The organism is Pseudarthrobacter sp. CC12 (assembly GCF_039907755.1).
GTDB lineage: Bacteria > Actinomycetota > Actinomycetes > Actinomycetales > Micrococcaceae > Arthrobacter > Arthrobacter niigatensis.
This window is the reverse complement of sequence record NZ_JARDJH010000009.1, coordinates 90,367-107,523: the sequence shown is the minus strand read 5'-3', so window position 1 is coordinate 107,523 and position 17,157 is coordinate 90,367. Positions and strand designations below refer to the sequence as shown.

Below are 17,157 nucleotides of genomic sequence, written 5' to 3'. Positions count from 1 at the left end.
CCTCACGGACCGGGATAAGACCGGCCATCTGGGGTTTCCAAGGCTACTCGTTCCCGGAATCCTGTTGAACTCAATCTGAGCATTTATGGCAACTTTTGGCAACCGCTTGCCAGTCGCGTTGCCATCTTCCTAGACTGACTCCCGAGTCGCCTGCAGTGATCTCCGCCACAGGACGGATGTGGCCATGCGGGTGTCCTAGAGGAGAAAAACAATGAGGTTTAAATCGATTACTGGGCTTGCGGCGATAGTCACAGCTGCAGCGCTCGCCTTGACCGGGTGTGGATCGAGCTCCGGCAACGGGGGCGGCTCAACCAGCTCGGACGGCAAAGTGGACGGCACCGGGAAGACGCTGAGCGTCCTCGTGAACGTTTCCAGCCAATACCCGGAACAGCAGAAGCAGTGGCAGTCCGATATTGCCGCGAAGTTCAAGGCCGAGACCGGCGCCGACGTGAAGTTCGAAACCTTCGCTTCGGCCAACGATGAACTCACGCGCATCCAAACGTCCGTGGTCTCGGGCCAGGGCCCGGACGTCTACAGCCTCGGAACCACGTTCACCCCCACGGCATATGCCACCAAGGCCTTCGTGACCCTCTCCGACGACGACTGGAAGAAGGTGGGCGGTAAGGACCGCTTCAACCCGGCAACCCTGGGAATTTCCGGACCGGACAAGGACCACCTTGCCGGCATCCCGTTCGTCAGCCGGCCGTTCGTCATGGCGTACAACAAGGACCTGCTGGCTGCGGCGGGCATCGACAAACCTGCCACCAACTGGGATGACCTGGCTGCCCAGGCGAAGAAGATGACCAAGGACGGCACCTACGGCATCGCCACGGGATACAAGGACAGCTTTGATCCCTGGAAGTTCATCTGGGCCATGTCCGTCCAGGCCGGCAACCCGCTGGTGGACGGCAACAAGCTGAAGATGGACGACCCCACGGTCAAGAAGGCCTACGAAACGTACTTCGGCTGGCTCACCAACGACAAAGTGGTTGACCCCGCATCCATTGGCTGGAGCAACAGCAACGCCGTGGCCGCCTTTGCCAGCGGCAAGGCCGGGTACCTGATGATGACCACGTCCAGCTCGATTCCCACCCTCGACAAGTCAGCCGTCGCCGGCAAGTACGAGTACGCCCTGATGCCTACGATCGCTCCGGGCCAGACCCAGTCCAAGTCCGATGGCGACGCCGCCAGCATCCTCTCCGGCGACAACCTGGTGGTGGCCGATTACTCCAAGCAGAAGGACCTGGCGTTCGCCTACATCAAGCTGATCACCTCCAAGGACGAGCAGCTGAACTACCAGAAGGTCTTCGGCGACCTTCCGGCCAACGCGGAGGCCCTCGCCACCCTGACCGATGCCAAGCTCAAGCCGCTGGCCGATGCCGCCGCCAAGTCCAAGGCCACCCCGTTCACGGGCGCCTGGGGCGACATCCAGCTGGGCCTGCTCAACGTCACTGTCCAGTCGATCCCGGACCTGGCCGCCGGCAAGGTGGACGAATCCGCGCTCGACTCCCGAATCAAAGATGCCCAAAACAAGGGCCAGGCTTCCCTGGACCGGGCCTCCAAAGGATAAGTTCTGATGTCAACCGACGCCTCCCATGAAGTACGGCCTGCGGTGGAATCCGCCGCAGGCCGGGCGCCCCGGGCCGCCAATGACGCCGGGCAGCAGCCCGGCCCCAGAGACGGCCTGCGGCGCAAGGGCCTGAGCGAGCGGAACCGCCCGCTCTGGATGCTGATCCCCGGCGGGGTCCTGATGATCATCATCATCGTGGTACCGCTGCTGCTGGGCATTTACATGTCCATCCTCAACCTGGACCAGTACACGCTGCGGAAGTGGGTCAGTGCACCAATCATCGGAGCCGAAAACTTCGTTGAAGCCGTCACGAACTCGCCGCTGCTGCATGCCGTGTGGCTCAGCGTCAGCTACTCGCTGCTTGCCATGGTGGTGACCCTGCCGCTGGGCATTGCCGCTGCCGTGGCAACCCAGAACGCCTTCAAGGGCCGCGCCCTGATCCGTTCGGTGTTCCTCATCCCGTATGTCCTGCCGTCCTTCGTGGTGGCAACCGTCTGGCGGACCATGCTCCAGCCCGGCGGCATCGTGGACGAAGCCCTGGCCACCGTGGGAATCCACGTGGGACTCTGGCTCAACGGGCCGCAAACGTTCTGGACACTGGTACTGGTCCAGATCTGGGCTTCCTGGCCGTTCATCTACCTGCTGGCGTTGTCCGGCCTGCAGTCCGTGGACCACGAGGTGCACGAGGCCTCAGCCCTGGACGGGGCGTTGTGGTGGAACAAGCTCCGCTACGTGATCTTCCCGTACCTGAAGGGACCGCTGGCCTTGGCTTTCCTGATCGGAATGCTGCACCACATCAACAACTTCACCCTTCCGTTCGTGCTGTTCGGCGTCCCGGCTCCGTCGGACGTGGAAGTCCTCCCCATCCTGACCTACGTCACCAGCTTCCAGAGCTTCCGCTTTGGCCTGAGTGCTGCGATGGCCTTCATCTCCCTGGTGCTCATCGCCATCCCGCTGTTCGTCTACCTCCGCGCCGTGAAGCTTGACGACGCCGACACCCCAGGAGCGAAGAAATGAGCGCCACCATCGCCGGGCGCCGGAGCGCGCCGACCGCGGACGTCGACCGTCCGGGCTCACACCGCCAGCACGAGGTGCTGCGGCTCCTGCCCGGCCCCCTGCTGGTCATCATCCTTGTCTTCCTGGGTGCACTCGTCCTGATTCCGGTGCTCTACATCTTCCTGGCATCGGTGAACTCGGACATCGGGGTTGCCAACGGCGAGTTTTGGCCGTCGTCGGTGACGTTCGAGAACTACTCGAAGATCTGGACCAGCGTGGGCCTTGCCACCGGCCTGACCAACAGTGTCCTGGTGGCCGGATCAACCGCCGTGGTATCGGCGGCCTTGTCCGTGTCCACCGCGTTCGTCCTGGTCCGGTACAGCTTCCGTGGCAGGCTCAGCATCCTGCGCGGCCTGCTGGCACTGCAGTCCGTCCCGGGAACCCTGATGGTGCTGCCGGTGTTCGTGCTCTTTTCCTCGGCGGCAACCTACCTCGGCATCCAGGTGATCGGAACCCAGTGGGGCCTGTTCGTGACGTACCTGACCTTCGCCATGCCGTTCTCCACCTGGGTGATGGTCACCTACCTCCGCGGGCTCCCCAAGGAGCTGGAGGAAGCAGCCAAGATCGACGGCGCGTCCAACCTCGGCGTCCTCTTCCGCATCGTCCTGCCCCTGAGCTGGCCCGGCATCGTCGTCTCCGGCATCTTCGCTTTCCTGCTCGGCTGGAACGACGTGCTGTTCGCCTCGGTGATGACGCGCCCCGAAAGCCAGACCGCCGCCGTCGCCCTGCAAATCTTTGGGGCCTCGCAGGAAGGCGGCGCCATTCCCTACTACGGCCAGATGATGGCCGCAGCCCTGGTGTGTGCAGCACCGGTGGTCATTCTCTACCTGATTTTCCAGCGTTACCTAGTAGGCGGGCTGACCGCCGGAGGAGTTAAATAACCATGGTTTCGACCACCCAGGTCACGTGGCAGCTGTCAGGCTTCGGCGACGAAATCGACGACGACCCCGCAGTCCAGATAGCCGTGCTGCAGGCCCTCGGCGCCAACCACATCGAGGTCCGCAGCGCATGGGGAACCAACATCGTGGACCTCAGCGACGGGCAGCTGCAGGCACTTGCCGCCCTCCTGGCAGATAAAGGCATGAAGGTCTCGGCCATTGCCTCGCCCATTGGAAAGGTGGACGTCAGCCTCCCGGTGGAGCATGAGGTGGAGCGGCTGCGCCGGGCAGTCAATGCAGCCAGGGTGCTGGACGCGAAGTACATCCGCATCTTCTCCTTCTACTACGGCGAGTCAGTCCAGGTGGACAGCATCCGGGATGACGTCATGGAACGTATGCGGGCCCTGGCCGATGTCGCTGAGGAAGCCGGCGTGATCCTCCTGCACGAAAACGAAAAAGACATCTTTGGGGACGTCCCGGACCGTGTGCTGGACATCATCGAGACCGTGGACTCACCAGCCCTGAAAGTGGCCTGGGACGCCGCCAACTTCGTCCAGGTGGGCGTCAAGCCCTTCGACGAGGGATACGCAAAGCTGCGGCCGCACCTGGAATACCTCCAGGTCAAGGATGCCCTCTTCGCCAACGGCCACGTGGTGCCTGCCGGCGAAGGAGACGGGGACGTCCTGAAGACCGTGGAGGCGCTCAAAGCCGACGGCTACGAAGGCTTCGCTTCCCTTGAGCCGCACCTGGCAGGTGCCCACGGCCTGGGCGGATTCTCCGGCCCCACGGCCTTCGGCATCGCAGCACGCGCCTTCGCCAAAGTCACCGCAGAAGCAGGAGTCCAGACCGCATGAGCACCTTGAACGCAGCCATCACCGGGTGCGGCGTCATTGGCCGCACCCACGCCGTAGCCCTCCGCGAATTCCCGGAAGTCCGCATTGTCGCCCTCATCGATGCCATCCCGGCAGCCGCCGAAGCACTCGCAGACTTCATCGAACAGCAGGGCGGTACGCGGCCGGCCCTGTACACCACCCAGGCCGAGGCCTTCGCCAATGAAGACATCCACCTCGTGGCACTGGCGACTCCCAGTGGCCTGCACATCCAGCAGAGCCTGGAGGTGCTGGCGGCAGGCAAGCACGTGGTCATCGAAAAGCCCCTCGACGTGGACCTCAGCCGGGCCCAGGAAATCGAGGCAGCCGCGAAGGAAGCAGCCGGCAAGGGCATCGTTGCCTCGGTCATCAGCCAGCACCGGTTCGACCAGTCCAGCGTCGCTGTGTCCAGCGCCATCGCCGATGGCCGCTTCGGCAAGCTGACCTCCGCCATCGCCTCTGTGGCGTGGTGGCGCAGCCAGGGCTACTACGACTCCGGCGACTGGCGCGGCACGTGGGCGATGGACGGCGGGGGCGCCCTCATGAACCAGGGCGTGCACACCGTGGACCTGCTCCTGTGGTTCATGGGGCGGCCGGTGGAAATCTTCGCGCACACCGCCCGCCTCGCCCACGAACGCATCGAAGTGGAGGACACGGCAGTAGCCACCGTGACGTTCGAGAACGGCGGCCTGGCTGTCCTTCACGCCACCACTGCCGCCTACCCGGGATTGACCGTGCGCGTGCAGCTCATGGGCTCCGAGGGCTCGGCCGTGGTGGACAACGACCGGCTGGAGTACTTCCACAGCAGGGCCGCAGGCGGTGCCTCGGCGGACATGGGACTCCAGGGCGGCGGCAACCAGGCGGAGGAAGAACTGGCCAAGTACCCCGAGGAAGACTACAAAGCAGCCGATCCCACCGTGTACCCGGCCGGCCACGTCCGTCAGTACCGGGACATCCTGGCCGCCATCGCCGGTGGGAAACAGCCCGGCGTCACCGTCAGCGACGCCGTCAATGCCCTGGCCGCGGTGCGTTCGGTGTACGTCTCGGCCACCCTCGGCCAGCCCGTCCTCTTCGAGGATGTCCTGGCAGGCAAGTACAACGACCTCGAAGTCCGCACCGGCACCGCGGCAGAAAGCGCCTGAGCCATGAAGTTTTCAGTATTTACCGCATCAACACCCGAGTGGACCCCCGAGGATGCCGTCCAGCAGCTGGCCGGCCAGGGCTGGGACGGCGTCGAATGGCGCATCACGGACCAGGGCGACGCCCCCGAGCCCGGCTTCTGGGCCGGGAACAAAGCCACCGTGCCGCTGGCCGGAATGGAAGACCACCTGGACCGGATCGCCGCCATTACCAGCGACGCCGGCCTGGAGTTCTCCGGCATCGGCGGGTACGCGCGGTGCGACAACCACGGTGATGTGGACCGCATGCTCGCCGCGACCGCCAAGCTCGGAGCCGGCCAGGTGCGGGTGACCACGCCGCCGCTCGGAACCGCAGCCTGGGGCAACGAACCGGCCAGCGGCACCCCGTACCCGGAGCTCTTCGCTGCTGCCCGCCGCGATTTCGAATGGATTGCCGAGCGGGCGGCGCACCACGGGGTGAAGGCGCTCGTGGAGCTGCACCACCGCACCATCACCGCGTCGGCATCATCGGCGCTGCGGCTCCTGGACGGACTGGACCCCCGGCACGTCGGCGTCATCCATGACCTGGGAAACCTCCTGATCGAAGGGCAGGAGGACTACCTCCCCGCCTTCGAGCTCCTGGGCGACTACCTGGCGCACGTGCACGTGAAGAACGCGGTGTGGGTGGACAGCGGCGAGACCGACGAATCAGGGGCGGCCATCTTCAGGAACGAGTGGGCGCCCCTGCGCGCGGGCCAGGGCAGCGTCCTGCAGTACTTCAAGGCGCTCGCCGCCTTCGGATACGACGGCTGGGTGACCGTGGAGGACTTTTCCACTGAGCTGCCGCTGGCTGAACGAACCGCCGGGAACCTCGAGTACCTCCGCGCCACGGCGGCCCTGGCTGGGCTCAATGTCGCAGCCGGGAGGCGTTGAGCCATGGCGCAGACCATAGCGGACCACCCGGACCGGCTCCTGCCCGCCGATCCCGGGGTCCGGGACATTGCCCGCGCGCTCTTCTCCCGGGTGGAAGGGCTCCCTATCATCTCCCCGCACGGGCACGTCGACGCCGCGGTCATCGAACAAAACACCCCGTTCCCGGACCCGGCCGCACTCCTGGTCACTCCGGACCACTACGTCACCCGCCTGATCCACGCCGGCGGGGTGACCATGGACCAGCTGGGCCTGGGCAACCAGCCGGCAGACTCGCGGCAGGTGTGGCGGCACTTCTGTGAAGCATGGCCCGCCTTCGAGGGAACCGCCTCCGGGTACTGGATCCGCCAGGAGTTCGCCCACGTCTTCGGCCTGGCCGAGGAACCGTCCGGCCAGAACGCGGACCAACTCTACGATGCCCTGCAAGCCAAATTGTCCGAGCCCGGTTTCCGGCCACGGGAACTGTTCAAGGAATTCAACATCGAGGTGCTCGCCACCACGGATGATCCACTGGACTCACTGGACAGCCACGCCGCCCTGCAGGCGGACCCCGCCTTTGCAGGCCGCGTGCTGCCCACCTTCCGGCCGGACCAGTACCTGAACATGGCACATCCGGCCTGGCAGGAGAACGTGGAACGCCTTCTCAGCGCTGCGGGGGAGGGTGTCACCGGCTACGCCGGGTACATCAAGGCACTCGAGTCCCGCCGGCGGCACTTCGTGGAACGCGGCGCCGTCTCCGCCGACCACGGGGTGTTCACACCTGCCACCCTGAAACTGGACGACGGCGAGGCGGAGCGGCTTTTCGAGCGGGGCCGGGCCGGCCAGGCCAGTACTGCGGACCGGGACGCCTTCGAAGCGCACATGATCTACCAAATGGCCCGGATGTCGGTGGAGGACGGCCTGGTGATGACCATCCACCCGGGCTCGTTCCGCAACCACCACGCACCCACATTCGAGGCTTTTGGCGCCGACACCGGCCACGACATTCCGGTGGCGGTCAATTACACGGAGGCGGTGCGGCCGCTGCTGCAGGACTTCGGGACCGCCAAGGACTTCCACCTGGTGCTGTTCACCCTTGACGAGACCGTCTTCTCCCGTGAACTCGCGCCGCTGGCCGGATTCTACCCATCGGTGTACCTCGGTGCGCCGTGGTGGTTCCTGGATGCCCCGGATGCGATGCTGCGGTTCCGCTCGGCGGTGACGGAGACGGCTGGCTTCTCGCGGTCCTCCGGGTTCATCGATGACACCCGCGCCTTCTGCTCCATTCCGGCCCGGCATGACACCGCCCGGCGAATCGAGGCGTCCTTCCTGGCCAGGCTGGTTGCTGAACACCGGGTCACCGAGGAACGGGCGCATGAACTGATCGTGGACATCGTGGACGCGTCACCCCGGCGGGTGTTCAAGCTGTGAACGCCGCGCCGCCGGCACTCAACCGCAGCCTGAAGCCGCTGCCCAAGCCTCCGGTGCGCATCGTGCACCTTGGGCTGGGGGCGTTCCACCGCTCCCACCAGGCCTGGTATACCCAGCACGCCCCGGACGCGGCGGAGTGGGGGATCGCGGCGTTCACGGGCCGCCGCCCCGACGCCGCGGCAGCGCTGTCCCGCCAGGACTGCCTCTACACGCTGGTGGAACGGTCGGCCGGCGGGGACAGCTTCGAAGTCATCGGCAGCATTGTGGAAGCGGTGGACGGCGCCAACACCGCACGGCTCTGCGAGCTTGTCGCGGCGAAGGAGACGGCGGTGGTCACGCTGACCATCACCGAGGCGGCCTACGGGCTGGCCGCGGATGGAACGTTCAACGCCGGCACTCCAGGCGCCGCGGATGACCTCCGGGCGCTGTCGGCAGCAGCGTCCGGGGAGGCCGGAGTGCCCGGCACGCCGCTGGGGCGCCTGGTGTTGGCCCTTGCCAGGCGCCGGGACAGCGGCTCAGGACCCATCGCCGTCGTCAGCTGCGACAACTTGTCCGCAAACGGTGAAGTTGCCCGCCGGGCCGTCCTGGGACTGGCCTCCGGATGGGGTTCCGGGCTGGCCGGGTGGATCGAGGCGAACGTCAGCTTTGTCAGCACGTCCGTGGACAGGATTACGCCGCGGACCACCGAGGCGGACATCGCAGAGGTGGAAGAGCAATGCGGTTACAGCGACAATTCGCCGGTGGTGGCTGAACCTTTCCGGAACTGGGTACTCAGCGGGGACTTCCCGGCCGGGCGTCCCCGCTGGGAGGAGGCCGGCGCCGTCGTGGTCGGTGACATCGAGCCCTATGAGAACCGGAAGCTGTGGCTCCTCAACGGCTCGCATTCCATCCTTGCCTACGCGGGACAGCTCCGCGGGCATGCCACCGTGGCGGACGCCCTGGCAGACCCCCTCTGCCGGAAAGCCGTGGAGGACTTCTGGGACGAGGCAGCCCACCACCTGCAGGGGGAAGGACTGGACATCCCGACGTACCGCCGGGCCCTGCTGGAACGCTTCGGAAACGCGCGCATCGCCCACCGGCTCGCACAGATCGCGGCCGATGCCACCACCAAGCTGCGCATGCGGGCGGTACCCGTGATGGCGGCGGAACGGGCCGACGGCCGCAGTGGCGCAGGCAGCGCTTTGATGCTTGCCGCCTGGATTGACTACGTCACCGCGGGAAACGACTTCCAGGATCCGCTCGCCGCCGAAATCCAGGCTGCTGTGGCACTTGACGGCACCAATCGGGTGCAGGGTTTGCTTCGCCTCGTCAGCGCTGCCCTCGCAGAGGACCCTGGCGTCGTCGCCCTTGTTTCCCGGCTGCTCGGATCCTTCGCAACGACCCCGGCCGCCACCCCTGCAAGTACCTGAAACCCGCTTTTACTTCCGGAAGGAACAGTTAGTCCCATGAAAATCATTGCCGCCGATGTGTTCGTTACCAGCCCCACCCGAAACTTCGTGACCCTCCGGATCACCACGGACGACGGCGTGACGGGCATCGGCGACGCCACCCTGAACGGCCGCGAGCTCGCCGTCGCCGCCTACCTGAAGGAGCACGTCGCGCAGCTGCTCATCGGCAAGGACCCGCACCGGATCGAGGACACCTGGCAGTTCCTGTACCGGAGCGCCTACTGGCGTCGTGGCCCGGTCACCATGGCGGCCATCGCCGCCGTGGACATGGCGCTTTGGGATATCAAGGGCAAGGTTGCCGGGCTTCCCGTGTACCAGCTGCTGGGCGGGGCGTCCCGGAACGGGCTGCGCGCCTATGGCCACGCGTCCGGTTCGGACATCGAGTCGCTGTTCGATTCCGTACGGGAACACCTGGAACTCGGCTACAAATCCATCCGGATCCAGACCGCCATCCCGGGGATCAAAGCCGTCTACGGCGTGGCTGCCCAAGCGCAGGCGTCGGGGGAACGGTATGACTACGAGCCCGCCGGCAGGGGAGCATTCCCGCAGGAAGAGGACTGGGACACCCGCGCCTACCTGCGGCACCTGCCCACGGTCTTTGAGGCTGTCCGGAACGAGTTCGGCCCCGAGATCCCGCTGCTGCATGACGGACACCACCGGATGACGCCCATCCAGGCCGCGAAACTGGGCAAGGCACTGGAGCCCTACGACCTGTTCTGGCTTGAGGATTGCACCCCGGCGGAGAACCAGGAAGGCCTGCGCCTGGTCCGCCAGCACACCACCACACCGCTGGCGATCGGTGAAATCTTCAACACCGTGTTCGACTTCCAGACGCTGATCAAGGAACAGCTGATCGACTACGTCCGGGCAGCGTCCACGCACTTCGGCGGGATTTCGCCGCTTAAGAAGGTCATGGACTTCGCGGCGCAGTACCAGATCAAGTCAGGCTTCCACGGCCCCACGGATATTTCCCCCGTGGGCTTCGCCGCGCAGCTGCATGTGGGCCTTGCCATCCACAACTACGGCATCCAGGAATACATGCAGCACTCGGACAAGACCAACGAAGTCTTCGAGCAGTCCATGACCTTCACTGACGGCTACCTGCACCCCGGCGACAAGCCCGGCATCGGCGTCGAATTCAACGAGGAAGCCGCCGCCGCCTATCCCTACCAGCAGGCGTACCTGCCCTACAACCGCCTGGTCGACGGCACGGTGCATGACTGGTGAGGCTGGCCGCGACTGGTAAGGAAAGCACCCGATGAGCAAGATCCGAATCATCGTCATGGGCGTCTCCGGCAGCGGCAAGACCACCATCGGCGATCTCGTGGCCCGCGAACTGGGCATCCCGTTCCTGGACGGCGATTCCCTGCATCCTGTGGAAAATGTCGCCAAGATGGCTGCTGGCACGCCCCTGACGGACGAGGACCGGTGGCCCTGGCTCGCAACCGTGGGTGCCGAGCTTGCCAAGGCAGGCGACGGCGGACTGGTCCTCGCCTGTTCGGCCCTTCGCCGCAGCTACCGCGACGCCATCAGGGAACAGGCTCCGGACACCATTTTCCTGCACCTGAATGGCAGCAAAGAGGTCTTGAAGGCCCGGACGGAAGGCCGCACCGGACACTTCATGCCTCCCGCGCTGCTGGACTCACAGCTGGCCACCCTGGAACCGCTGCAGGAGGATGAACGCGGGGTCGTTGTGGACATCGCCGCGCCGGTTCCGGACGTGGTGGCCCAGGCACTCAAGGGGATCTCCGCCGTCGTACCTTCACCCAAGGGAACCCATGGCACTGCTTCCCGGCGGTTCGACGTCGACCTTGCCGCCGCGCCGTTCAATCTCGACGCCGACGCCATCGCCTGGGTGGAGGCCACCCTGGGTGCCATGACGCTCGAGGAAAAGATCGGGCAGCTGTTCATCAACCACAACAACGATTACTCACCCGAGTACCTCGACGGCGTGCTGGACACGTACCACGTGGGCGGCATGCGGTACCGTCCGGGACCTTCCGCGGCCGTGCAGGAACACATCCGCTACGCCCAGACCAGGACCCGGATTCCGCTGCTGATCGCGTCCAACCCGGAGATGGGCGGAGCCGGCAGCTGCGACGACGGCACTTTCGTCTCGACGCACCTCCAGGCCGGCTCGCACCCGGACAAGAATATTGCCCGGCAAATGGGGCAGGTGGCCGGGGTGGAGACCGCGGCGTTGGGCTGTAACTGGGCTTTCGCGCCGATCGTGGACATCCACTACAACTGGCGGAACACCGTCATTTCCACGCGTTCTTTCGGCAATACCCCGGAAATCGTGGTGGAACGCGCCAAAGAATACTTCGACGGCATCAGCGAATCACCCACGGCCTGCGCCATGAAGCACTTCCCGGGCGACGGAATCGACGAGCGCGACCAGCACGTGGTCACCTCCTACAACACCCTCCCCTATGAGGAATGGGACCGGACCTACGGGCACGTGTACCGGGAAATGATCGGCCACGGCGTCCAGTCCATCATGGTGGGCCACATTGGAGCGCCGGAAGTTTCGCGGCACTTCCGGCCCGGCCTGCCCGACGCGGAGATCCTGCCGGCCACGCTCTCACCCGAACTGCTGCAGGACCTGCTGCGCGGGGAACTAGGCTTCAACGGGCTGGTCCTCACGGATGCCTCGCAGATGGTGGGCCTCACGCAGGCGAAGAAACGCAGGGACCTGGTGCCTGCCACGATCGCCGCCGGCTGCGACATGTTCCTCTTCTTCCGGAACCCGGCCGAGGACTTCCAGTACATGCTGGACGGCTACAAGTCGGGCGTCATCACCGAGCAGCGGCTGCACGACGCCCTGCGGCGCATACTCGGCCTGAAGGCGTCGCTGGGCCTGCACCTCAAGCCTGTTGACCAGCTGGTGCCGCCGGCCGGGGCGCTTGCCGTCATTGGATCTGCTGCGCACCGTTCGGTGGCTGCGGAGATCGCGGACAAGACCGTGACCCTGGTCAAGGACACCGCGGGAAACCTGCCCATCACTCCGCAGACCCATCCCAGGATCCGCCTGTACGGAATCTCAGGCGGGTCCGATTTCACCCGCGCCGACCCGCTGGCCTACCTGGAGGTGGTCAAGGAGGAACTCGAGGTTGCCGGATTCGAGGTGTCCTTGTTCCGGACGGCTGAACAGCGCGAAGCGGCGGGGGAGACCGGGGTGAACTTCATGTCCATCATCTCCGAAGAGGCTACGGGGGATTACGCGGAGAAGTACGATGCTGCTTTTGTCTTTGCCAACGTCAAGGGCTTCGCGCAGGAGGCAGCCATCCGGATCAAGTGGTCATCGCCAATGGCGGCGGAAATTCCCTGGTACGTCACGGAGGTGCCCACCGTGTTCGTCTCCCTCAATCAGCCGAACCACCTGATCGACGTACCCATGGTCAAGACAGCCATCCACGCGCACGCCGGGACACGGGAAGCGATCCGGGCTGCCGTGGAGAAGATCCAGGGGAAGTCCGAGTTCCACGGGACGTTCAACGAGAACGTGTTCTGCGGGTCCTTCGACACCCGGCTGTAGGGGCTTTGGACTCTGGGGGCCTCGGGGTGTCGGTTTGTAGCCTCGAGGCATCCCTGGAACCAAGAGGAGGAGTGCCATGGGCGGCACAGCGGCGGGTCTCGGTGTCCGTTCCGGTCCACAATCCGGGCCTGGCCCCCAGCGACGCCGGCTTCGCGGTTTCCTTGCGGCCGCCGTCGCAACCGGTCTGTCCACGCATGGTCAATGCGGAGCGGGTGCATCCAGAGTGGCAGGACCTGAAGGTGGGAGACATCATCGCCTTCACACCTGGTGGTTACCCGGGCGGGCGGCGCGGGCCGCGTGTAGTGGACATGCAAAGCGGGAGCCACTTGGTTCTGGACTCAAGCCCCGGCGCGCCACCCGGGACTGTAACCGGGACGTGGCAGTTCGTCCTCCGCGATGCCAGCGACGCGGGGACCAGGCTGCTGCTCCGGACGCTGACGGGCCCCGGTCGGCCACTCGGTCTTCGCGTGACGGACTTCCTGCTCCGGCCCGGCTACCTTGTCATGGACCGTGCCATGCTGCTTGGCATCAAAAAGCGCGCCGAGGGCGGGGCACTAAGGAATCCGTCGCCGTCGACACTGCTCTGACTTCAGCGGGCCCTCAAGGCTCAGCCTGCGTGGCTCTACCTGGCATCCCGGTTGGGGCGGCCTGCTCCGATAGCCAATGCAATGCCTCGCTCCGGTCGGTGAAGTAGGCCGTGGGAGTCAGCGACCGCTGGGAAAACGCGGCCACCACTTTGCCCGTGGGTCCGTCCCCGACCAGGGCGACGGCGGAAAACCCGCGGTAGGCGTTCATGCCGGCCCTGGCCTCCGGCGTCAGCCCGGCAACTCCCGCGAGATCCACCAGAACGGGCAGCATCAGGCCAACGCTGAGGCCTTCCAGGACCCGGGCAGCACGTACCGCAAGGTCGTACGTTATGTGGACGCCGGGGTTCCACTCCAACTGCAGCACGCCCCTATCGCAAGAGGCAGCAAAGTATTCGTTCATTCCCGTCCTGGATTCTCATTCAGCGCTTGTCTTCCGGACACCTGACTCCTTGGGCTTATTCTGCCTGATGGCTGCGACAATCGGTTGACCAGCGGTTATACCTGAGGCGTGAGCTGCACCGTCCGCTTCGCTGATGTGTAGTGAAGGCCTCCAGGCGTCCTGACCCTGAGCCGATCGTCCGGGGTTCCTTCCAGAACGCCCACGTCGGCTATTGGGCGGCAGTGGCCTTCCAAGGCAGGGGGCCGACGCGCAGTTGGGACAGGCCCGACGACGGTCCCCTGGCAGCACGCTGCGGCCAATACATCGTCTTGGGGAGGTTTTCAACGCATCGGGCCCACATGGGAAGATGTCGGCCTGAGCCGCTCAAGCACGTGGGCGGCACAACGTCGATATGTGGAGGTCATGTGCGCGCGATTGTCTTGGATGAGATAGCTGGGCCGCTGGCCGTCCGGGAGGTTGGAGAACCTGAGGTGCCGGTGGGCGGCGTCGTCATCAGCGTCGTTGCCACGGGGCTTTGCCGCAGCGACTGGCATGCTTGGGCCGGTCACGACGACATAGCGCTGCCGCACGTCCCGGGACACGAGTTCGCCGGAGTCGTTGCCAGTGTCGGCCCGGGAGTGACGAAGTGGACGGCCGGCGACCGCGTCACCGCGCCATTCGTGGAAGGATGTGGCGCCTGCGAGTGGTGCCTCGGCGGCAACGCGCAGGTTTGCCCGCAGCAGCAACAGCCAGGCTTTACTCACTGGGGTTCCTTCGCCGAGCAGGTGGTAATCCACGCTGCCGACACCAACCTTGTGGCAGTTCCCGACGGGGTCAGCTTCGAGGCTGCCGCCAGCCTGGGCTGCCGGTTTGCCACCGCTTACCGGGCTCTGACCGGACGGGCCGGCCTCAACGCCGATGAATGGGTTACCGTCATCGGGGCAGGCGGCGTGGGGCTCAGCACCGTCATGATCGCCAAGGCCCTCGGCGGCAATGTGATCGCTGTTGACCGGAACCCGGCCGCCCTTGAGGTGGCTGCGCGCCTCGGCGCGGACCATGTCCTAACTGCAGACGGTTCAGACATTCCAGCGCAGGTGCACGCACTCACCGGAGGGAGCCATGTCTCAGTCGACGCCGTCGGCAGCGAGCAGACGTGCGCCGACGCACTCCTGAGCCTGCGCCGCCGGGGCCGGCATGTCCAGATCGGGCTCCTGCCGCCGGTGGAAGGCCACCCCCGGGTGCCCATGGCGCGGGTGATCGCCTGGGAACTGGACGTCTTTGGAAGCCACGGGATGGCCGCCGCGGACTATCCCGGAATGCTCGCCTTGATTGAGTCGGGGGCACTTGAACCCCAAAAGTTGATCGAACGCGTCATTGGGATGGACGAAGCTGCCGAAATGCTGCCCCGGCTGGACACCGCGAAGCTCGCGGGCATGACGATGATCGATCCGACGCGCTGACGCGTTCGGCGCGGACCGGGCGGTGGTCCATGTCGCAGCGTCACCCGGTGCCCCTTTTCCCTGGAATGAAGAAAGGCCCTGCTTCTCTTTTACAGGGAAGCAGGGCCTTTCTACGTGGCGGTGACGGTGGGATTTGAACCCACGTTGGCTTTTACACCAAACAACATTTCGAGTGTTGCACCTTCGGCCGCTCGGACACGTCACCAACCTCAATAGGGTACCGGAGCAAGGCCTGCATCCCCAAAACGTGCGCACACCCGGCCAGTGCTCCGGCCCCCGTCTTGATTGTCGTACCCCCTTGTCATGATGGGTTTATGGGGAAATCGGCGGTGGTGAGGGCGTTTGGGGAGATCCGGGCTGCCTTTGCTGTGCTGAATGCCGAGGTCGACGGGGCTGGTTTGGAGCCTTTTTCTGCGGCTGATCCGTTGGCTGGTGTGGCGGCTGGGTGCCTGGACATTCTGGCCGGTGTCCGGGAGGTCGAGGCCGGGTTTGCTGGCCTGAAGGCCAGGGCTGCGGTGACGTATGCGGAGAGCGCCGACGTGGTTGCGGGGCCGGATGTGCCGGTGCAGGCGCAGGAGATGGCGGTCGCGGCGGAGATCGGGTGCGTGTTGGCCCTGGGTCCGCGCGCCGCGTCGTCGTTCCTGGCTGCTTCCTATGCGGTGACTGCCTTGTTGCCGCTGACCTTGTCGGCGTTGCAGGCCGGGGTGATCTCCTGGGGCCACGCGGTGGTGATGGCGGATGAGACGGCGTGCCTGGATGCTGCGGGGGCGGCGGCGTTGGAAGCCCATTTCCTGGACCCGGGCGCCCCGGACCCGGCGCGGGGCTGCCCGGTGGGTGCGTTGCCGGCGCACCGGTTCAAGGCCAAGGCCCGGACCTGGCGGGAACGCCACCACGCCGAGAGCATCGAGGCACGCCACGCCAAGGGGGTGTCTGAGCGGCGGGTGGAGTTCCGGGCGGACCAGGACGGGATGGCCTGGCTCTCCGCGTGCCTTCCCGCGGGCCAGGCCTTGGCGGGGTGGAACCGGCTGACTGCGACCGCCCGGGGCCTGCAGGGCCCCGGCGAGGGCAGGACCCTGACCCAGCTCCGGGCCGATACCTTCGCCGACGCGATCCTCACCAACGGCGCCGGCGCCAGCGACATCGGTGGCAGCGGCAGTTTGACCGAGGGTGCGAGTGGTAGCTCCAGCGACGGTGCGGGTGCGAGTGGAAGCTCCAGCGAACGTGAGGGTGCCGTCCGGGACCGTGTGCCGTCGCCGGTCCGGGCGCAGGTGCTGGTCACGGTTCCGGTGTTCTCGCTGCTGGGCCTGACGGACGAGCCGGCGGTGCTGGACGGGTATGGGCCGGTTCCGCCGTCCATGGCCAGGGAACTGGTCGCAAACGGGGCGGGGTCGTTTTACCGGGTGTTGGTGGATCCGCGGGACGGGGCCCCGTTGGAGATCGGCCGGACGAGTTACCGGGTGACAGGTCCGATGCGGGCGTGGTTGCGGATGCGGGACGGGAAGTGTCCTTTTCCGGGGTGCAGCAACAATTCCCTGGACAACGATGCCGATCACATCCTCGCCTGGGCCAAGGGCGGCACCACCGGAATCAGCAACCTGGGACAACCCTGCCCGAAACACCACAAACTCCGACACACCACCGGCTGGAAACCCACCCCCGCCACCAAGAACGAACCACCCGGCTGGACCTCACCCACCGGCCGCCACTATCAAAGCGAACACCAAGACTGGGAACCGGCCCAGTGGCCTCCGGGATGGCCCTCGGGATTCCTTCAAGGTGAACGGTGCCTGTCACGTGGGCAAAACATGACAGACGAAGAAATGGTGCCTGAAGAACTGCGCGTCGCCAGAGAGCGAAGCGTCCTCGAGGAAGCGCTCCTCAAGCACCTTGTCTCTTGACGCGATCAACCCGCCA

14 protein-coding genes and 1 tRNA gene are annotated in these 17,157 nt (G+C 65.8%); 13 read left to right on the top strand and 2 right to left on the bottom strand.

Annotated features, from left to right (window positions below; translation table 11 throughout):
* The first annotated feature begins 211 nt into the window (after positions 1-211).
* The 11 genes from PV772_RS09385 to PV772_RS09335 all read left to right on the top strand — a co-directional run bounded on the left by PV772_RS09385 (position 212) and on the right by PV772_RS09335 (position 13,404).
* Positions 212-1,570 (top strand): extracellular solute-binding protein, encoded by a 1,359-nt coding sequence (locus PV772_RS09385; protein ID WP_347885951.1) that lies wholly within the window; start codon positions 212-214, stop codon positions 1,568-1,570.
* A 6-nt stretch (positions 1,571-1,576) separates the two neighbouring features.
* The gene (locus tag PV772_RS09380) at positions 1,577-2,587 is read left to right on the top strand and encodes a sugar ABC transporter permease (protein ID WP_141180739.1); all 1,011 of its coding nucleotides are present in this window, start codon (positions 1,577-1,579) and stop codon (positions 2,585-2,587) included.
* Positions 2,584-3,507: a carbohydrate ABC transporter permease gene (locus tag PV772_RS09375; RefSeq protein ID WP_018762443.1), complete on the top strand. Its 924-nt coding sequence runs from the start codon at positions 2,584-2,586 to the stop codon at positions 3,505-3,507. Before PV772_RS09380 ends, PV772_RS09375 begins: the two co-directional genes overlap by 4 nt.
* A 2-nt stretch (positions 3,508-3,509) precedes the next feature.
* Positions 3,510-4,358, top strand: a complete 849-nt coding sequence (locus PV772_RS09370) for a sugar phosphate isomerase/epimerase family protein (protein WP_141158153.1) — start codon at positions 3,510-3,512, stop codon at positions 4,356-4,358.
* A complete protein-coding gene (locus PV772_RS09365; protein WP_141180740.1) occupies positions 4,355-5,515 on the top strand; it encodes a Gfo/Idh/MocA family oxidoreductase in 1,161 nt (386 codons plus the stop codon). The genes PV772_RS09370 and PV772_RS09365 overlap by 4 nt, the downstream gene beginning before the upstream one ends.
* 3 nt (positions 5,516-5,518) lie before the next feature.
* Positions 5,519-6,424, top strand: coding sequence for a sugar phosphate isomerase/epimerase family protein (locus PV772_RS09360; protein ID WP_307361758.1), 906 nt, complete (start codon positions 5,519-5,521; stop codon positions 6,422-6,424).
* 3 nt (positions 6,425-6,427) lie between these two features.
* Entirely contained in the window at positions 6,428-7,831 is a 1,404-nt protein-coding gene (gene uxaC, locus PV772_RS09355; RefSeq protein ID WP_347885950.1) for a glucuronate isomerase, read from the top strand.
* A complete protein-coding gene (locus PV772_RS09350) occupies positions 7,828-9,240 on the top strand; it encodes a mannitol dehydrogenase family protein (RefSeq protein ID WP_347885949.1) in 1,413 nt (470 codons plus the stop codon). The genes uxaC and PV772_RS09350 overlap by 4 nt, the downstream gene beginning before the upstream one ends.
* Positions 9,241-9,276: 36 nt before the next feature.
* Positions 9,277-10,506 carry a D-mannonate dehydratase ManD gene (manD, locus tag PV772_RS09345; protein WP_109044767.1) on the top strand — a complete coding sequence of 410 codons (1,230 nt, stop codon included), beginning with the start codon at positions 9,277-9,279 and terminating at the stop codon, positions 10,504-10,506.
* A 31-nt stretch (positions 10,507-10,537) separates the two neighbouring features.
* Positions 10,538-12,817 carry a gluconokinase, GntK/IdnK-type gene (locus PV772_RS09340; RefSeq protein WP_347885948.1) on the top strand — a complete coding sequence of 760 codons (2,280 nt, stop codon included), beginning with the start codon at positions 10,538-10,540 and terminating at the stop codon, positions 12,815-12,817.
* 71 nt (positions 12,818-12,888) lie between these two features.
* A complete protein-coding gene (locus PV772_RS09335; protein ID WP_347885947.1) occupies positions 12,889-13,404 on the top strand; it encodes a hypothetical protein in 516 nt (171 codons plus the stop codon).
* 13 nt (positions 13,405-13,417) lie between these two features.
* On the opposite strand, the gene PV772_RS09330 is transcribed toward PV772_RS09335, so the two are convergent.
* Positions 13,418-13,768: an STAS/SEC14 domain-containing protein gene (locus PV772_RS09330; RefSeq protein WP_141180746.1), complete on the bottom strand. Its 351-nt coding sequence runs from the start codon at positions 13,766-13,768 to the stop codon at positions 13,418-13,420.
* Positions 13,769-14,208: 440 nt separating this feature from the next.
* Between PV772_RS09330 and PV772_RS09325 the strand changes: the two genes are divergently transcribed.
* Complete coding sequence (locus PV772_RS09325) at positions 14,209-15,243, top strand: zinc-dependent alcohol dehydrogenase family protein (RefSeq protein ID WP_347885946.1); 1,035 nt, start codon at positions 14,209-14,211, stop codon at positions 15,241-15,243.
* Positions 15,244-15,358: 115 nt separating this feature from the next.
* Here the strand turns inward: PV772_RS09325 and PV772_RS09320 are convergent.
* A tRNA-Ser gene (locus tag PV772_RS09320) sits at positions 15,359-15,448 on the bottom strand.
* 109 nt (positions 15,449-15,557) lie between these two features.
* Between PV772_RS09320 and PV772_RS09315 the strand changes: the two genes are divergently transcribed.
* Positions 15,558-17,141 carry a DUF222 domain-containing protein gene (locus PV772_RS09315; protein WP_347885945.1) on the top strand — a complete coding sequence of 528 codons (1,584 nt, stop codon included), beginning with the start codon at positions 15,558-15,560 and terminating at the stop codon, positions 17,139-17,141.
* The last annotated feature ends 16 nt before the right edge of the window (positions 17,142-17,157 follow it).